This window comes from Streptomyces sp. 15-116A (genome assembly GCF_025290915.1).
Classification (GTDB): domain Bacteria; phylum Actinomycetota; class Actinomycetes; order Streptomycetales; family Streptomycetaceae; genus Streptomyces.
The window spans coordinates 1-15,928 of record NZ_JAOCQE010000048.1 but is presented as its reverse complement, the minus strand read 5'-3'; the positions used below and the strand labels follow the sequence as shown (position 1 = coordinate 15,928).

Genomic DNA, 15,928 nt, shown 5'->3' with positions numbered 1-15,928 from the left:
TCAAGGGACGGGATGAGCATGTACGACTACGTCATCGTCGGCGCCGGATCCGCGGGCTGTGTCCTCGCGGCGCGACTCTCGGAGGACCCCGATGTGCGGGTCGCGCTGATCGAGGCCGGCGGCCCCGACACCGCGCAGGAGATCCACGTCCCGGCGGCCTTCCCTCAGCTGTTCAAGTCCGCGCTGGACTGGGACCTCGACTCCGACCCGGAGCCGGGCATCGGAGGGCGACGGACCTACCTGCCCCGAGGCAAGGTGTTCGGCGGTTCCAGCTCGATCAACGCGATGATCTACATTCGCGGCAACCGGGCCGACTACGACGGCTGGGCCGCCGCCGGGGCGACCGGCTGGTCGTACGCCGACGTGCTGCCGTACTTCCGGCGCTCGGAGGACAACGAGCGGGGCGCGGACGACTACCACGGGACGGGCGGGCCGCTGACGGTCAGCGACGGCAGGTCCCGGCACCCGCTCGCCTCGGCTTTCGTGAGGGCCGCCGAACAGGCCGGGCACAAGACGAACGACGATTTCAACGGCGAGTCGCAGTTCGGCGTCGGCCGCTACCAGTTGACGCAGCGCGGCGGTCTTCGCTGCAGCGCCGCCGTCGCCTATCTGCACCCCGCCCTCGACCGGCCGAACCTCACCGTACTCTCCTCGGCCCGCGCCCACCGCGTCATACTCGACGGCGGCCGGGCAACGGGTGTCGAGGTCGAGCGGGGCGGCGGCATCGAGGTCGTACGGGCCGAGCGCGAGGTGATCCTCTCCGCGGGAGCCTACGAGTCCCCGAAGCTGCTGATGCTGTCCGGCATCGGCCCCGCTCCCGCCCTGTCCGCCTTCGGCATCGAGGTCGTCCGCGATCTGCCGGTCGGGCAGGGCCTCCAGGACCACTACATGACGCTGCTCAACTTCCTCACCGACGCCGAGTCACTGATCGGCGCGGCGAGCCCCAAGAACGCGACCCTGCTGCAGAGCGAGGGGCGCGGCCCCCTGACCTCCAACGTCGGCGAGGCAGGTGGCTTCTTCCGCAGCCGTCCCGAACTGGACGCCCCAGACGTGCAGTTCCACGCCGCCCCTGTGCTCTTCCATCAGGAAGGGCTCGGCGCGCCGATCGGACACGGCTTCTCCTTCGGCCCGTGCGTGGTCGCTCCGACGAGCCGCGGCGAGGTGACGCTGCGCTCCCCTCGCCCCGACGCGGCTCCCCGGATCGTGCACAACTACCTGACGACGCCTCAGGACCGGGCGGTCATCGTCGCGGGCATCCGGATCGCACTGGAGATCGCCGCCCAGTCGGCGGTGGCGGACCTGGTCACGGGACAGTTCGACGTGCCGGCCTCGTACACCGACGCGGATCTCCTCGCCTGGGCGCAGAGGTCCGGGCAGACGCTGTACCACCCGACGTCGACGTGCGCGATCGGCGCGGTGGTCGACCCCGAGCTGCGGGTGTACGACGTGCCGGGCCTGCGGGTGGTCGACGCCTCCGTCTTCCCGACCGTGCCGCGCGGCAACACCAACGCGCCCACGATCATGGCGGCGGAGAAGGCGGCCGACCTCATCAAGGGAGCCGCGTGATGACCGCCGCCCTGCCGCCCACCGAACGAACGTGGGCCATCGACCGCGCCGTCGACGACCTGGTGCGCGGCGAGGCCGCCTGGGCCGCCTGCGACCGGGCGAGGCGACGGGAACTGCTCGAGCAGATGCACGCGGCCACCGCCGAAGCGGCCGAGGCGTGGGTGCGCGCGGCCGTCGCGTACAAACGGCTGCCAAGCGACAGCCCGCTGATCGGCGAAGAATGGATCACCGGCCCCTACCCGGTGCTGAGCTCCCTCGGCGCGCTCGCCGCAAGCATCACCGCCCTGGAGGAGGGCCGCAGTCCTGTCGACGGCTTCTCCTTCGGCCGAGCGCCCGGCGGACGGGTCACGGTCCGCGTCCTGCCGCACAGCATCTGGGACCGCCTCCTGCTGAACGGGTTCAGCGCCGAGGTGTGGATGCCGCCCGGCATCACGAAGGAAGCGGTGCGGCAGCGCGCGGGCCTCGCCCAGCTCCACCCGGCCGCCACCGCGGGCGTGGGCGTCGTGCTCGGCGCCGGGAACATCACCTCGATCCCGATCCTGGACGTGCTCTACGAGCTGTACGCGCACAACCGGGTGGTGGCCCTCAAACTGAACCCGGTCACCGACGGGCTCCTCGACGTCTTCAGCCAGGTGCTGGCGCCGCTGATCGACCTCGGGGCGGTCCGGATCCTCACCGGTGGCGCCGACGTCGGCGCGTACCTGGTGCACCACCCGAAGGTCCGCCATGTCCACATGACCGGCAGCGCCGCGACGCATGACGCGATCGTCTTCGGTACGGGCACCGAGGGCGCCCGCCGCAAAAAGGCGGGCACGCCACTGCTCGGCAAACCGGTCACCAGCGAACTGGGCGGGGTCTCCCCCACCATCGTGCTGCCGGGCGGCTGGTCCGAAGCGGACCTGCGCTACCAGGCCGAGCACATCGCCACCCAGAAGCTGCACAACAACGGCTACAACTGCGTGGCGAGCCAGGTGGTCGTGGTCAATGCCGACTGGGCACAGAAGGACCGCTTCCTGGCCCACCTGCGAGCCGCGCTGGCCGACGCACCCGCCCGCCCCGCGTACTACCCCGGCAGCGACGACCGGGTCACCCGCGCCCTCGACACGTACGGCGACACCGCCGAGCAGATCGGTGCAGGCCGCGTGCTGATCACGGGGCTCGATCCGGAGAAACCCGGCCCGGCTCTGACCACGGAGCACTTCGCTCCCGTTCTCGCCGTCCTGGAACTACCCGGCGACGCACGTCAGTTCCTCGCCGAGGCGGTCCGCACCGCGAACGAGGAGTTCGCCGGCACCCTCGGTGTGAACCTGATCGCGCATCCGGGCACCATGGCCGTGCTCGGCCCCGCTCTGGACGAGGCGATCGCCGAACTCCGCTACGGCACGATCGCGTTGAACGCCTGGACCGGAGTCGGCTACCTCACCGCGACCGCCTCCTGGGGCGCCTTCCCGGGCCACACCCTCGACGACGTGCAGAGCGGTATCGGCGTCGTGCACAACGCGCTCCTCCTGGACGGGCCCGAACGCACCGTGGTCCGGGGGCCGTTCCACCCCGCGCCCCGGGCCATCCTGCACGGGAAGACGACCCTGTCCCCCAAGCCACCGTGGTTCGTCACCAACCGCACCGCCGCCACCACGGGCCGCCTCCTCGCCGACTTCGCCGCGGCTCCCCGCTGGTCCGCGCTGCCGCGGATCTTCGCCTCCGCCCTGCGCGGCTGACTCCGCACCCGCCCCGGACGCCACGTCGGCCGGGGCAGCTCCCCGGGGCCCACCGGCCTCGACACCTGGATCCGATCACCGCGACACGCGGACGAAGGAGTACCGCCCTTGCCCACCACCGGATACGCGGAAAGGCAGTACGGCGGAGTCACCGTGCTGGTGGGCGGCGAACTGGGCGCCTACCCCTACGCCAACTCCGTACTCGTGCGCGGCACCGCCGAGACACTGGTCATCGATCCGTCGCTGTCGCTCGTCGGCACGGCACCACCCGCAGACCTGGTCCTCGTGAGCCACGCGCACGAGGACCACGTGGCAGGTCTCGCCGAGTACGAGGTGCCCGTCCGGATCCATGAGAAGGACCTGGCCGCGCTGCGGTCACGCGAGATCATGGTCGAGGGCTACGGCCTCCCCTCGGACGCCACCGAGCACACCCATGCGATGCTCCGCGACCACTTCCATGTGCGGGATCGTCCTGACGCCACGGGGTTCGAGGACGGCACGGTGTTCGACCTCGGTGGCCGCACCGTGACCGTCGTACACCTTCCGGGCCACACGGCGGGCCACAGCGGCTTCCTGATCGAGCCGGACGGCTTCCTCTTCGTGGCGGACATCGACCTGACATCCTTCGGGCCGTACTACGGAGACGTCGGCAGCAGCCTCACCGACTTCGAGGCTTCCCTGCGCCGATGCCGGGATTTCGGCGTCCGCTGGTACGGCACTGCTCACCAGAAGGGTGTGATCGAGGGCGCCGGAGAGTTCGCCAGGCGGCTCGACGACTTCGTGGAGGTGGTGGAAAAGCGTGACGCGACCCTCTTGGCATTCCTCGACGAGCCGCGGACCGTCGAGGAGATCGCCGAGCACCGGCTGGTCTACCGCCCCCATATCCAGGGCCCACACGTGGAGCCGGTCGAGCGACGGACCGCGGTGCAGCACCTGGACCGGCTGATCGACGCGGGACTGGTCACGGAGGTCGAGCAGGGAAGGTTCCGCGCGACGTAACGACTCGCGCTGCCGTGAAAGCTCCGCCCGAAGCTCAATCAGGTGAGCTCGGGCCCAGCTCGTCACAGTTGACATCGCACGTCATGGCCGCAGCCTCAGCCTTCGATGTGGTAGCGGCTCTGGGACACAACGGCTTGGCGGATCTTGGTGGTGAAGTCGGGGGTACGAGCGATCCGGTCGACACCGCCGGCCTTGTTGCGGCGCAGGACGCTCTTGAAGCTCTGCTCCAGAGTGCCTGTCATACGGAACATCAAGTCGTCGCTGAGATGCCCCAGGTCGATGTTGAGCAGGTCACGCGGTGAAGGCTGCCGCAGCCGAGTGAGTGTGTAGGCGGACATCGCTGCCAGCGGGTAGAGCCAGTTCTCCAGCGAATCACCCAGCAAGGGCCGGTCTTCGGCATAGCAGGTGAGGAACGCGCGCAGCCTGGTGTGCACATCGAGGCACAAGGGGTAGATGTCCAGGTCGTGCCGTGGGGAGAAGATCTGCGCGTAGTGCTGGTCGTCGAGCAGTAGCGCGTCAGAGTGCCGCAGCGCGGTATGTGGTTCGCGCAGAACGAAGGCGGTGAACTCGCGGGCAAGTCTGGCCATGCTGACGACCCGATCGAGGGGGAAACCGAGGTTGCGGTAGTAGCTGGCTCGGCGCTCGTAGTAGTAGCCACCCACCTGGCCGAGGCTCTCCTCGATGTCCTTCTGGATGGACTCGGTGGCTCGCAATGCGCCGGCGGGCAGTTGGGTCTGGCTGTTGGTCGCTCGGATGATGCGGTCGCGAGCCGTACCGGACTCGGGCGCGACAACGATCTTCACGAGGAGGGACCGCTCGCGGTGCTGACCACCGTTCTGGACGTAGCTGTAGATCTCGTGGCTGGTCTGTAGCCCGTTGACGATCTGAGGCTCTTTGACCACGATCCTCTTGCCGGCGATCTGGGCAGCGTCCGCGACGACGGTGACACCGTTGTTGAACCACCAGAAGTCCTCGCCTGTCCCGGACTTCAGGGTTTCACCGATGGCGTTGTTGACTGCCGTGGATCCCGCGTAGTCGCGCACGTTGGACTCGAAGAGCTCCAAGCGCAAAGCTTCGTTGTCGGACGTGATGAAGCGGTAGTACTCGTCCAGCCGCGCCAGACAAACATATCCCTCGCCGAGCGATGTGCTCATCGGCGTTTCGGTGAACACCAGCTGTGCGACGGCTTTGGCTCCGCGGGCAGTCCGCTCGCGCAGGTCAGCGGCATTGAGGTACTCAAGGTCGGCCCTGGTGTCGGATGTGATCTTCGCAAGCTCGCGCCTGAGCCTGTCTCCCTTGGCCTTGACGTTGGGGTGCGGTGTCTCTGCCGACTTGTTCGCGTAGATGACCTTGATGCGAACTTGAGGGAAGGAGGATGCCAGTTCTTCGAGGATATGCAGGAAGCGACGCGTACGTTCGAGCAGCTTGGCGTTGGTGTGGGCGACCAGGTCTTCCTCGTCCCGGCCCATGTCCAACAGAGCGGGCAGATGGAAGTGCAGCTTCTCGATCACCGACTCCTGGTATCCCGACGAGTTCTTCGCCTGCAAGATGACCAGCTCGATCTTGCCGGCACGCGACGGGAGAAACTGATGCGCATCAGCGGTGATGTAGCGCTCGTCCACAAACGTCCAGATGCCGTCGATACCGCAGTCATGCGCGCCGTCGACGATGCCATCCGTGATCTCGTCGTTGTCCAGGTCCCAGTCCTGCAGAGCCTTGTCCGCGGCGAAGAACGTGAAGAAGTCATCCCGGTTCTTGTCCGGCGCCAGCTTGAGATGCTGATCCTCCAGGATGCGTTCCAACAGCCGCTGATCATTGCTTTGCACCGACACCACGTAAGGCCCCCCAACTTCACACTGACAATGAGATGTTGACAGGCCCGACCGGCTCTGAACAGGTCGCGCGCGAGATTCCGAGCCCCCCTCCCCGCGCCCCCGTAGACCGAACCAGCCGTGGGCCAGGACAGACAGAGCCCGGACACCCCCGAGACGTGAACTTCTGCGGTAGCGAATGCCGTGCACCGCAGTCGATCGCACAGAGTCCCTGGGCCACACGCTGCGACTCGACCCGTCCCCTCCTCCGCGCTCGGAAAGGAGAACCCCAGCGAAGAGACACCCATGACAGACGCAGAAATCCACCCACTCAAGAGCCCTGCCGGGCCACACCTGCGGAGCTTCTCGTCCAACGCCGCTATCACGCGCCTGTCACCAACTGCGTCGACGCCCTCAGATCAAAACGCTCTGAGCTGTCCTTACACGGTCACCCTGGACTGACGTGGACGCCCGTAGACGGTCTCTACAACCTGTGCCAGGTGGTGCCCAGCGAGGGCCCCAGGATCAGGACGGGAGCCTCTTCTGGCCCGTCAAAGCGGTATTGCAGGGTGTTCGACGGTGTCTCACTCACGCGTCAGACCCTCTCACGTCTCACGAAATCTCACACAGCCCGGGGAACCGCAGGGGCCACCCAGCACCTGACCAGCACCTGACCAGCACCTGACCAGCACCTGACCAGCACCGACGAGGATCTCGTCCTGGTCGCCGAACACACGGAAGGCTGTACCGCTTTCACCACTGCCTGTCCCCCGCTCGCCGACATGATGGATCATCCCGTCCCGCGATCCGGGTACCGTCGGGGTATGAGTCATCCGCACCCTGAGCTGAAAGCCGCCCCGCCCCTTCCCGAGGGAGGGCTGCGGGTCGTCCCCCTGGGCGGCCTGGGTGAGATCGGCCGCAATATGACCGTCTTCGAGCACGCGGGCAAGCTGCTCATCGTCGACTGCGGCGTGCTGTTCCCCGAGGAGACCCAGCCCGGCGTGGACGTGATCCTGCCGGACTTCACCTCGATCCGGGACCGGCTGGACGACATCGTGGCCGTGGTACTCACCCACGGCCACGAGGATCACATCGGCGGTGTGCCGTACCTGCTGCGCGAGCGGTCCGACATTCCCGTCGTCGGCTCCAAGCTGACGTTGGCGTTCCTTGAGGCCAAGCTCAAGGAACACGGCATTCGGCCGCGCACGGTGCGGGTGCGGGAGGGCGACCGGCGTGGCTTCGGGCCCTTCGACTGCGAATTCGTGGCGGTCAACCACTCCATCCCCGACAGCCTCGCGGTCGCGATCCGCACCGAGGCCGGGATGGTGCTGCACACCGGCGACTTCAAGATGGACCAGTTCCCTCTCGACGACCGCATCACCGATCTGCGCGCCTTCGCCCGCCTCGGCGAGGAGGGCGTGGACCTGTTCCTCACCGACTCCACCAATGCCGAGGTACCCGGCTTCACCACCTCCGAACGCGAGCTGAACCCGGCCATCGAGCAGGTGATGCGCACCGCGCCGCGCCGGGTCATCGTCTCCAGCTTCGCCAGTCACGTGCACCGCATCCAGCAGGTCCTGGACGCCGCACACCAGCACGGCCGCAAGGTCGCCTTCGTGGGCCGGTCGATGGTCCGCAACATGGGCATCGCCCGTGACCTGGGCTATCTGAAAGTCCCCTCCGGTCTGGTCGTGAGCACGAAGGAGCTGGAGAAGCTCCCGGACCACAAGATCACTCTGGTGTGCACCGGCTCCCAGGGCGAACCGATGGCCGCGCTGTCACGGATGGCCAACCGCGACCACATGATCCGTATCGGCAAGGGCGACACCGTCCTGCTCGCCAGCTCCCTCATCCCCGGGAACGAGAACGCCATCTACCGGGTGATCAACGGGCTGACCCGCTGGGGCGCGCACGTGGTCCACAAGGGCAACGCCAAGGTGCATGTCTCCGGGCACGCCAGCGCCGGCGAACTCGTCTACTGCTACAACATTGTCAAGCCCCGCAACGTCATGCCCGTCCACGGCGAATGGCGCCACCTGCGGGCCAACGCCGACCTCGCCATCCGGACCGGCGTCGACCCCGACCGGGTCGTCATCGCCGAGGACGGCGTCGTCGTCGACCTCGTCGACGGGCGCGCATCCATCACCGGCAAGGTGCCCGCGGGCAACGTCTATGTGGACGGCATGGAGGTCGGCGGCGCGACCGAGGCGTCCCTCAAGGACCGCCTCACGCTCGCCGCCGAAGGCGTGGTCACGGTGGTGGCGATCGTCGACGCGGACACCGGCGCCCTCGCCGAGCCCCCCGATTTCCTGGCCCGGGGCTTCGTCCACGACGACGCCACCTTCGAGCCGGTCATCCCCGTCATCGAGAAGACCCTCGCCACCGCGGCCGAGGAAGGCGTCGGGGACGCGCGCCAACTCGAACAACTCCTCGCCCGCGCCGTGGCGAACTGGGCGTTCCGCACCCACCGCCGCAAGCCCCTCATCATCCCCGTCATCATCGACGCCTGAGCCGCGGCGGGGCAGCACGGTCCCCGTTGCGCGCTGCCCCGCCGGCATCCCGGTGCCCCGCGAACCGGCGCACCGCGTCATTCCGGAGGAATGCGAAACTCGAACTCGGGACGGTCCCACGGCACGGCGGGCGGGTTCGCGAGCGCGGTTCCGGTCCGCACGGCACCGGCGCGGTGGTAGAAGCCCTCGGCGGGAGGGTGCGACACGACCTTGACACGTTCGAGCCCGGCGGCACGGGCCTCGGACTGCATGTGCGCGACGAGCAGCCGTCCCGTACCCCGTCCTTGCGCATGATCGGCGACGAACAGCAGGTCGAGCTCCGGTGGAGCCAGAACGAGCGAGTAGAACCCGAGGATCCGGTCTCCCTGCTCGTCGGCGCCGACGGCCACGAAGACGCGGTGGGCCTCGATGTAATCAGGACCGACCCGGTAGCCCGCGACTGCGGCTGCGTACTGGCCCGCGTAGGCGCCTGAGCCACGCACGAGCCGCGTGAGCCGTCCGGCATCCCGCGCAACGGCCCTCCGTATCGTGATCGGCCGGCTGCTTTGGACAGTGCGTGATGCCATCGGGCCAGTATGACGAGCGGCCCGGGCGGCACAACGCCATGGTGTGGCCGATGACGGTCGGCATGTGGGGGCACACGACGGCTGTCGGCGGCCGCGGCCGCTTCCCTGGTGCTGGCTGGGTACGCCCCGGGACTGATCTACGCCGCCGCCCTCGGAATGGAACGCCTGACGCCTGTTGTTGATGTTGAGCATGACTTCTGTGCGCAAACTGGGAACGTCCGACCTCGAGGTCTTTCCCCTCGCCCTCGGTGGCAACGTCTTCGGCTGGACCGCCGACGAGGCGCAGTCCTTCGCCGTGCTGGACGCCTACACGGCCGCCGGTGGCAACTTCGTCGACACCGCCGACTCCTACTCCGCGTGGGTCGAGGGCAACAAGGGCGGTGAGTCGGAGACGATCATCGGCAAGTGGGTCAAGGAACGCGGCAACCGCTCCGACGTAGTCATCGCCACCAAGGTCAGCCAGCACCCCGAGTTCCAGGGCCTGACGGCCGCCAACATCAAGGCCGCGGCCGACGCCTCCCTGCGGCGCCTGGGCACCGACTACATCGACCTGTACTACACCCACTTCGACAAGCCGGACGTGCCGGTGGAGGAGATCATCGGCGCGCTGGACGAGCTGGTGAAGGCGGGCAAGGTCCGCCACATCGCCGCCTCCAACATCTCCGCCGAGCGCCTGCAGGCCTCGCTGGACTTCTCCGAGCGCGAGGGACTGGCCCGCTACGTCGCACTCCAGCCCCACTACAACCTGGTCTCGCGCGAGAGCTACGAGGGCGAGCTGCAGCGCCTTGCCGAGCGGTACGGCCTCGCGGCCGTTCCGTACTACGCGCTGGCCTCCGGCTTCCTGACCGGCAAGTACCGGCCGGGCGCCTCGGTGGACAGCCCGCGGGCACGGGGCGCCGCCGCGCATCTGCGCACCGAGCGGGGGCAGAGGGTCCTCACCGCCCTCGACGCCATCGCGCGGGCCCACGACACCGAGGTCGCCTCCGTCGCCCTCGCCTGGCTCGCGGCCCAGCCGACGGTCGCCGCGCCGATCGCCTCCGCCAGGACGGTCGAGCAGCTCCCGGCCCTGCTGAAGGTGGCGGAACTGCGCCTGCCGGACGACGAGCTGGCGAGGCTCACGGAAGCCTCCGCCTGAAGGCACGGCCTCTGGTACGGCGTTCCCCGGCTGAGCGCCGGATCCGGCAGCACCGGACCCGGCGCGGACGGGTCAGTTGCGGCCGGCCATGACGCCACCGTCGACGTCCCAGATCGCGCCCCAGCACCGAGCGGTGGACGTCTCCGTCCACCGTCCAGCAGCCGGCCGACTACTCCCTCTTCGGTCACCCCGCCTGCCAACGGTCCGTGCTGGTCGGCCGCCTGCACTGGGTGTCGACGGAAACGGCGACCGGTCACGCCGGGCGCATCGAAGGCGCGTCGCCGCCGGGGAAGGGGCGGCGCGAGCGGTGCCGGCGACTTCCGGTGTACCGGGCAGGGTCTCAAGCTCTGTTCGAACTCGGCTGGCGCTGGCATGGGCACGGTCCCTCGAACCGTTCACGGCGTTTCGGCCAACCCGCCTGCGTCGTACTCCTGTTGCAGGGGACGGGTCGATGCATCAGCCACGCTCCGCCACGCGCTGAATCCCGGGCTTCCGGGTCCGTCCGAAATACACCAGTTCGATATCTGGGCCGGGTCGTTGAACCTCACGACCGCGCCGGACGACCGCCCAGGGGGACCCGTTGACCTCGCCCGCATCGCACGCACAGCACGACAACGCGCCGCCGCCTCCCCCGCCGCCTGCGGAGATCACGTACAAGGGGCAGTACTCCGTCAATCCGCTCGCCGAGGTCTCGTTCCGGCGGATGTGCGGGCAGATCCCGGCCGTGCTGGGCCGCATCGCCCGGCTGTCGTGGCGGACCGACCGGCGGGCCGTGCAGCTGCTGCTCGTCTGTCAGGTGGTCACGGGTGTCTCCGCCGCCGTGCTGCTGACCGCCACCGCCCGCGCCATGGCGCCCGTCCTCGGAGACGGCAGCGCAGGTGAGCGGCTGCGCGGGGCGCTGCCCGCGCTGCTCGTGGTGGCGCTCGCCGCCGCGTTCGGCCGAGGCGCCGCGGCGGTGGCCACGTACGCCGAGCGGCGGATCACCCCCCGGCTGACCACGGAGACGGATACGGCGCTGGTCGAAGCGGTGTGCCGGGTCGAGGCCTCGGCGTACGCGGAGGACGGGTTCTCGGTCCGTCAGGAGGCGGCCGAGATGGGGGTGATCCGCACGCAGGTGATGGTCACCGACGCGCAGCGGTTCATGGCCGCCCTGATCCGTATGATCACCGCCGTCGGCGTCCTGTCGGTGCTGAACCCGCTGATGCTGCCGCTGCTCCTGCTCGCCGTGCTGCCGGCCGGTGTCGGCGCCGTCCTGACCGCCCGGGGCGACTACCAGATCCACTACGCCAACGTGGCCGACCGCAACGTGCGCGGCATGATGCGCTGGTGGGCGACGGCGTCGAAGTACGGCGACGAGGTCCGCGCCAACTCGATGACCGACTACCTGGTGTTCTGGTACCGGTCCCTGTCCGACCGGTGCGACCGGCGCACCCTGGCCGCGGCGCCGCGGACCTTGCGGATCGCCCTGCTGTCCTCGCTGGCCGGTGGGGTGTTCCTGGTCGCGACGTGGGGCGCCCTCGCCTGGCTCGCGGTGACCGGCCGCATCGGCCTGGCGGTCGCCGCCACGGCCGTCATTGCCGTCCAGACCACACTGGCCGCTCTCTCCGGGGTCGTCGTCAACGGGGCCGCCGTCTTCCACACCAGCCTGTACTTGGGCGACATGCAGTCCTTCCTCGAGGATGCCGCGGCCCGCGCCCCCGAGCGCGGCCCTCACCGGCACGGCGCGCCGACCGAGGAGATCCGGCTGGACGAGGTCGCCTTCCAGTACGCGGGCAAGGACAGGCCCGCTGTGGACGGTGTCTCCCTCACGCTGAGGCGCGGGCAGATTCTCGCGATCGTCGGCGCGAACGGCTCGGGCAAGTCCACGCTCACCCGGCTGCTCACCGGGATCTACCTGCCCGACAAGGGCAAGGTCACCTGGAACGGCGTCGACCTCGCCGAGCTGGATCCCGCCACGGTGTGGGCGCACACCGGTCTGGTGCCGCAGATCTTCGCCCAGTGGCCGCTGCGCGTCCGCGAGAACGTGACCCTGGGGCAGCCGCGCACCCGCGACGACGGGCCGGTGTGGGAAGCCGTCGAGGCGGTCGGCCTGCGCGAGGCCGTCGAGGACCTCCCCGCGGGCCTGGACACGCTCCTCGTCCGCGACGTCTTCGGCGGCGCGGAGCTCTCCGGCGGCCAGTGGCAGCGCATCGCCTGCTCCCGCGCGCTGTACCGCCGGCCCGGGCTGCTGATCCTCGACGAACCCACCTCCCAGATGGACCCGCGCGGTGAGCACCAGATCTTCGAGCAGATCAAGGCCATCGCCGCCGACCGCATCACCATCATGGTCACCCACCGGCTGGAGAACACCAAGATCGCCGATCACATCATCGTGATGGAACACGGCCGAATCACCGAACAGGGCCACTACGACGACCTCGTCCACGCCGGCGGAACCTTCGCCGAACTACTGACGCTCTCCCAGGACCGCTGACGCCCCCCGTCCACCAGCACCCATACTCACCACCCGGGCCGAACGGCCCCCCCGAGGAGCAACCATGACCGCCGAAGAACTCAACGCACACGCCTGGCCCCTCTACGGCAGCCGCCAGCAGCCTGTGCGCGTCTCCAGCAGGCCCCGCGTCGCGCGTCCGCCCGTTGCGCACGCCGTCATCGGGGTCGGTGCGATCGTCCTGAGCGAGCGGGGTGTGCTTCTGGGCCGTCACCGCCGTGGCACGCTGGAACTGCCCGGTGGGACCGTCGAGGCCGGCGAGTCCTTCGAGCAGACCGTCGTCCGCGAACTCGCCGAGGAGACGGGGCTGCGCGCGCGGCCCGAGGACGTCACGCTCCTGGGCACGCTCCTCGACGACGTCCAAGGCGTCGTACGGCTCACCGTCGGCGCCCTGGTCGACACCTGGGAGGGGCAGCCGGCCACCCAGCCGGACGAAAGCGTCGGCGACTGGGCCTGGTACCCCCTCGACCGGCTGCCCGACGGCTTGTTCGTGTGCAGCGCCCAGATCCTCACCGCCTGGCGACCCGACCTGCCCGTCGACCACACCCCCGCGCACTACACGCCCTTCGCCGACGGCGCCTCATCGGCGGGGCCCGTCACGGACAGCACGGGATGAGCTCGGTGCGGAGCTCAGTCGATGCAGAACACGTTTCCCTCGATGTCGAGCATCGGGATGCACGCGTCGTTGCCGTCGTACAGAGTCCGCACCTGTACCGCGCCGAGCGGGATCAGCCGTGCGCATTCGGCCTCGAGTGCGGCGAGGCGCTCTTCCTCCACGAGTCCGGTGCCGACCCGCACATCGAGATGCACCCGGTTCTTGGCGGCCTTCCCCTCCGGGACGCGCTGGAAGTACAGCCGCGGACCCGCACCCGAGGGATCGATGCAGGCGAACCAGGAGTCCCGCTCCTCGGGCGGCTGCGCGCGCTTGTACTCGTCCCACGTGGCGAACCCCTCCGGCGGTGGCGGTACGACATGCCCCAGCACCTCACACCAGAAGCGAGCGAGGCGCTCCGGTTGGTGGTCAGAGGTCGCTGGTGGGGTGGAAGCGGTTGATAATGGGGTTTATGGCCCGGAGTACCGCACATGCGCACAGTCCGTCGACGCTGACAGTGAAGGGGCGGGACATCAGGCTGCGGACGATCGGGTTCGTGCTTCTCGCTGCCGCGGCCGTCTGGTTCATCGCTGCCAATACCGACTCGGTCACCATCAGGCTATGGGTGCCCACGGTGACGTTGCCGCTGTGGAGCGTGCTGACCGTCACGCTTCTGGTGGGCATCGCGCTCGGGCTGCTCATCGCTCGTCGGCGTGCCCGACGGTAGGCGTCGGGTCACGGTACGTCGCGGAGCACCAGCGCCTCGGTGAAAGGGGTGCCGGTTCGCCCGGCGTAGGTCATGCGCTCGCGGATCTCGCGCAGGGTGCGGGGGCGGTAGCCGGGGCCGCCGCAGCAGCTCTTGTGGAAGCGCACGCCTGCGTGCAGCAGCACCGAGAGGGTTCGCCATGCGGCGGCATCGCGTCGGCGTGGGGCGGCGAAGGCCGAGCCCACGTGGATCAACGGGTTCGCGCACCGCGGGCAGGTCCGGGGCCGGTCCCGGTCGTAGGGCTGCTTGTACGACGCCCGGCAGGGCAGGCAGACGTACGAGGTCTTCGCGGGAGGCATGCGGGCAGGGTAGGGGCCGTGCCGCGAGGAGTCGACGGGATTTCGGAGAGCGGGGGCCGCCCCGCGCCGGCGGTGTGCGGAGGCGGCTGCCGGCTCGGTGAGGCCGAGCCGGCAGCCGGGGTGCGGGGTCAGCGGTCGCCGGGGGAAGCGGCGGGGGTGGGCTGTGCGTGGGCGTCGGCTTCCAGTGGGGGTGCCGTGTGGCGGTCGGTGCGGTGCTGGTCGGATGGCACGGTGATGCGGCTCCGGGGGGTGTCGGAGGCGCCCGGCGGGACCGGGACCGGCCTGCGGGCGATCAGGCGGCCCACCCAGTGGCGGCCGCAGATCGGGCAGGGGGGCGCGCCCTGGAGGTCGTAGGGGGACGGGACGGCGATGCCGTCGCGGGTGAAGTACTCCCATGCGTCGCCGTTGTCGTCGCGGTACTGCTGGACGTCGTAATCGGCGCTCCACTTGTGCCAGCAATGTCCGCAGGTGAATTCGACGCGCTCTACAGCCAGTTCGGTGATCATCGGCCTGCCTCCCTTCCGCGGTGGCCTTCGCCCGGACACATGACCGTGATGGATCCGTGATTATTTTAGGCGCGGTACGGGTGGGATTGGGATGATGAATCTCGTACGGTACGGCGACTTCGACGCATGGTGTCGAGGGAGGCGGCAGCCGTGGCACGGCTGGTGGTGGACGCTGATGACCTGGTACTTCGTCTGTCCTGGCGGGAACGGCTTCTGACCCGGCACCGCGAGGTTCGCGTGGCTCTGGCCGACGTCAGGGACGTGTGGATCGAGCCGGACTGGTGGCGTGCTCTGCGCGGTGGGTCGCGCGGTGGCGTGTGCCGTCCCGGGCTCTGCGCGGGAGAGCGGGCGCATCCTCGCGGGACGGATTTCGTTGTGGTGCGGGCCGGTGAAACCGCGGTCGTCGTGGACCTGTGGCCCTCCGCGTCCTCCGCGCCCTACGCCCGTCTGGCCGTCACCGCGCCCGAGCCCGACCCTGAGCTCGTACGGACCGTCCGGGAGCGTCTGGGGCGTGAGCGCGTGCGGTCGGTGTGAGCTATGGCCCGATCCGTACCGGCTCGATGACCGATCCCCGGGCTCGACGATCCCATCCCCCGGGCCTCTTACAAGGCACCCGGGGTGTCCAGGCCGGTCAGGGCGCCGACCGGGTCCGAGTCCGGTGTGCCGCGGGGCCACCAGTCGTCGTGGCCGGGTTCGGACTCGTAGGCGTACCAGAGGTGGTCGCGGCCCAGGCGGAGCTGGACATGGCCTCGGGGGTGGGTGAGGCGGTTGCGCCAGGGACGGAACGCGGGCAGGTCGGCGGCGAGGAGGAGCGGGCGGGCGCGGTCGAAGCGGCCGGCCGGTGGGTCCCAGGGTTCCTCGAGCACGCTGAGGCCGCTCGGGCCGCCCTGACGCCAGGCGGCCACCGCGCGTGCCAGCTCGGCGGGGCTGCGGCCTGCGGCCTTGGCGAGGGAGGCGTACAGGGCGCGC

General features: G+C 69.6%; 13 protein-coding genes and 3 pseudogenes. 9 read left to right on the top strand and 7 right to left on the bottom strand.

What is annotated here, in order from left to right:
• Window positions 1-12 precede the first annotated feature (12 nt).
• The 3 genes from N4P33_RS11590 to N4P33_RS11580 all read left to right on the top strand — a co-directional run bounded on the left by N4P33_RS11590 (window position 13) and on the right by N4P33_RS11580 (window position 4,283).
• Window positions 13-1,566, top strand: a complete 1,554-nt coding sequence (locus N4P33_RS11590) for a GMC family oxidoreductase (RefSeq protein ID WP_260826280.1) — start codon at window positions 13-15, stop codon at window positions 1,564-1,566.
• Window positions 1,566-3,284 carry an aldehyde dehydrogenase family protein gene (locus N4P33_RS11585; protein ID WP_260826279.1) on the top strand — a complete coding sequence of 573 codons (1,719 nt, stop codon included), beginning with the start codon at window positions 1,566-1,568 and terminating at the stop codon, window positions 3,282-3,284. Before N4P33_RS11590 ends, N4P33_RS11585 begins: the two co-directional genes overlap by 1 nt.
• A gap of 108 nt (window positions 3,285-3,392) precedes the next feature.
• Entirely contained in the window at window positions 3,393-4,283 is an 891-nt protein-coding gene (locus tag N4P33_RS11580; RefSeq protein ID WP_260826278.1) for an MBL fold metallo-hydrolase, read from the top strand.
• A gap of 95 nt (window positions 4,284-4,378) precedes the next feature.
• On the opposite strand, the gene N4P33_RS11575 is transcribed toward N4P33_RS11580, so the two are convergent.
• Together N4P33_RS11575 and N4P33_RS11570 are read right to left on the bottom strand one after the other, a co-directional pair.
• Window positions 4,379-6,118, bottom strand: a complete 1,740-nt coding sequence (locus N4P33_RS11575) for an AIPR family protein (RefSeq protein ID WP_260826277.1) — start codon at window positions 6,116-6,118, stop codon at window positions 4,379-4,381.
• 469 nt (window positions 6,119-6,587) lie between these two features.
• Window positions 6,588-6,686 (bottom strand): annotated as a pseudogene (locus tag N4P33_RS11570) (3-oxoadipate enol-lactone hydrolase); the annotation flags it as partial.
• 232 nt (window positions 6,687-6,918) lie between these two features.
• Here N4P33_RS11570 and N4P33_RS11565 point away from each other — a divergent pair.
• On the top strand, window positions 6,919-8,604 hold the full coding sequence (locus tag N4P33_RS11565; protein WP_260826276.1) for a ribonuclease J: 1,686 nt from the start codon (window positions 6,919-6,921) through the stop codon (window positions 8,602-8,604).
• A 77-nt stretch (window positions 8,605-8,681) separates the two neighbouring features.
• On the opposite strand, the gene N4P33_RS11560 is transcribed toward N4P33_RS11565, so the two are convergent.
• Window positions 8,682-9,170 (bottom strand): GNAT family N-acetyltransferase, encoded by a 489-nt coding sequence (locus N4P33_RS11560; RefSeq protein WP_260826275.1) that lies wholly within the window; start codon window positions 9,168-9,170, stop codon window positions 8,682-8,684.
• Window positions 9,171-9,360: 190 nt separating this feature from the next.
• On the opposite strand from N4P33_RS11560, the gene N4P33_RS11555 reads away from it, so the two are divergent.
• The 3 genes and pseudogenes from N4P33_RS11555 to N4P33_RS11545 all read left to right on the top strand — a co-directional run.
• Complete coding sequence (locus N4P33_RS11555; RefSeq protein ID WP_260826274.1) at window positions 9,361-10,305, top strand: aldo/keto reductase; 945 nt, start codon at window positions 9,361-9,363, stop codon at window positions 10,303-10,305.
• Window positions 10,306-10,885: 580 nt separating this feature from the next.
• Entirely contained in the window at window positions 10,886-12,778 is a 1,893-nt protein-coding gene (locus N4P33_RS11550) for an ATP-binding cassette domain-containing protein (protein ID WP_260826273.1), read from the top strand.
• Window positions 12,779-12,899: 121 nt separating this feature from the next.
• A pseudogene (locus N4P33_RS11545) lies at window positions 12,900-13,412 on the top strand (NUDIX hydrolase); the annotation flags it as partial.
• A 14-nt stretch (window positions 13,413-13,426) separates the two neighbouring features.
• On the opposite strand, the gene N4P33_RS11540 reads toward N4P33_RS11545, so the two are convergent.
• A complete protein-coding gene (locus tag N4P33_RS11540) occupies window positions 13,427-13,780 on the bottom strand; it encodes a VOC family protein (RefSeq protein WP_260826272.1) in 354 nt (117 codons plus the stop codon).
• Window positions 13,781-13,944: 164 nt separating this feature from the next.
• Between N4P33_RS11540 and N4P33_RS11535 the strand changes: the two genes are divergently transcribed.
• Window positions 13,945-14,115 carry a LapA family protein gene (locus tag N4P33_RS11535; RefSeq protein ID WP_260826271.1) on the top strand — a complete coding sequence of 57 codons (171 nt, stop codon included), beginning with the start codon at window positions 13,945-13,947 and terminating at the stop codon, window positions 14,113-14,115.
• Window positions 14,116-14,123: 8 nt separating this feature from the next.
• Here the strand turns inward: N4P33_RS11535 and N4P33_RS11530 are convergent, their stop codons facing one another.
• Window positions 14,124-14,453, bottom strand: a complete 330-nt coding sequence (locus N4P33_RS11530; protein ID WP_260826270.1) for a deoxyxylulose-5-phosphate synthase — start codon at window positions 14,451-14,453, stop codon at window positions 14,124-14,126.
• Window positions 14,454-14,581: 128 nt separating this feature from the next.
• Complete coding sequence (locus N4P33_RS11525; RefSeq protein ID WP_260826269.1) at window positions 14,582-14,959, bottom strand: hypothetical protein; 378 nt, start codon at window positions 14,957-14,959, stop codon at window positions 14,582-14,584.
• 150 nt (window positions 14,960-15,109) lie between these two features.
• On the opposite strand from N4P33_RS11525, the gene N4P33_RS11520 reads away from it, so the two are divergent.
• A complete protein-coding gene (locus N4P33_RS11520; protein WP_260826268.1) occupies window positions 15,110-15,493 on the top strand; it encodes a hypothetical protein in 384 nt (127 codons plus the stop codon).
• 68 nt (window positions 15,494-15,561) lie between these two features.
• Here the strand turns inward: N4P33_RS11520 and N4P33_RS11515 are convergent.
• A pseudogene (locus N4P33_RS11515) lies at window positions 15,562-15,928 on the bottom strand (hypothetical protein); the annotation flags it as partial.

What these genes read in the sequence shown, in the direction of transcription:
- N4P33_RS11590 (WP_260826280.1), top strand. Translation starts at nt 13, where the DNA reads ATGAGCATGTACGACTACGTCATCGTCGGCGCCGGATCCGCGGGCTGT.
- N4P33_RS11585 (WP_260826279.1), top strand. Translation starts at nt 1,566, where the DNA reads ATGACCGCCGCCCTGCCGCCCACCGAACGAACGTGGGCCATCGACCGC.
- N4P33_RS11565 (WP_260826276.1), top strand. Translation starts at nt 6,919, where the DNA reads ATGAGTCATCCGCACCCTGAGCTGAAAGCCGCCCCGCCCCTTCCCGAG.
- N4P33_RS11560 (WP_260826275.1), bottom strand. Translation starts at nt 9,170, where the DNA reads ATGGCATCACGCACTGTCCAAAGCAGCCGGCCGATCACGATACGGAGG.
- N4P33_RS11555 (WP_260826274.1), top strand. Translation starts at nt 9,361, where the DNA reads ATGACTTCTGTGCGCAAACTGGGAACGTCCGACCTCGAGGTCTTTCCC.
- N4P33_RS11530 (WP_260826270.1), bottom strand. Translation starts at nt 14,453, where the DNA reads ATGCCTCCCGCGAAGACCTCGTACGTCTGCCTGCCCTGCCGGGCGTCG.
- N4P33_RS11525 (WP_260826269.1), bottom strand. Translation starts at nt 14,959, where the DNA reads ATGATCACCGAACTGGCTGTAGAGCGCGTCGAATTCACCTGCGGACAT.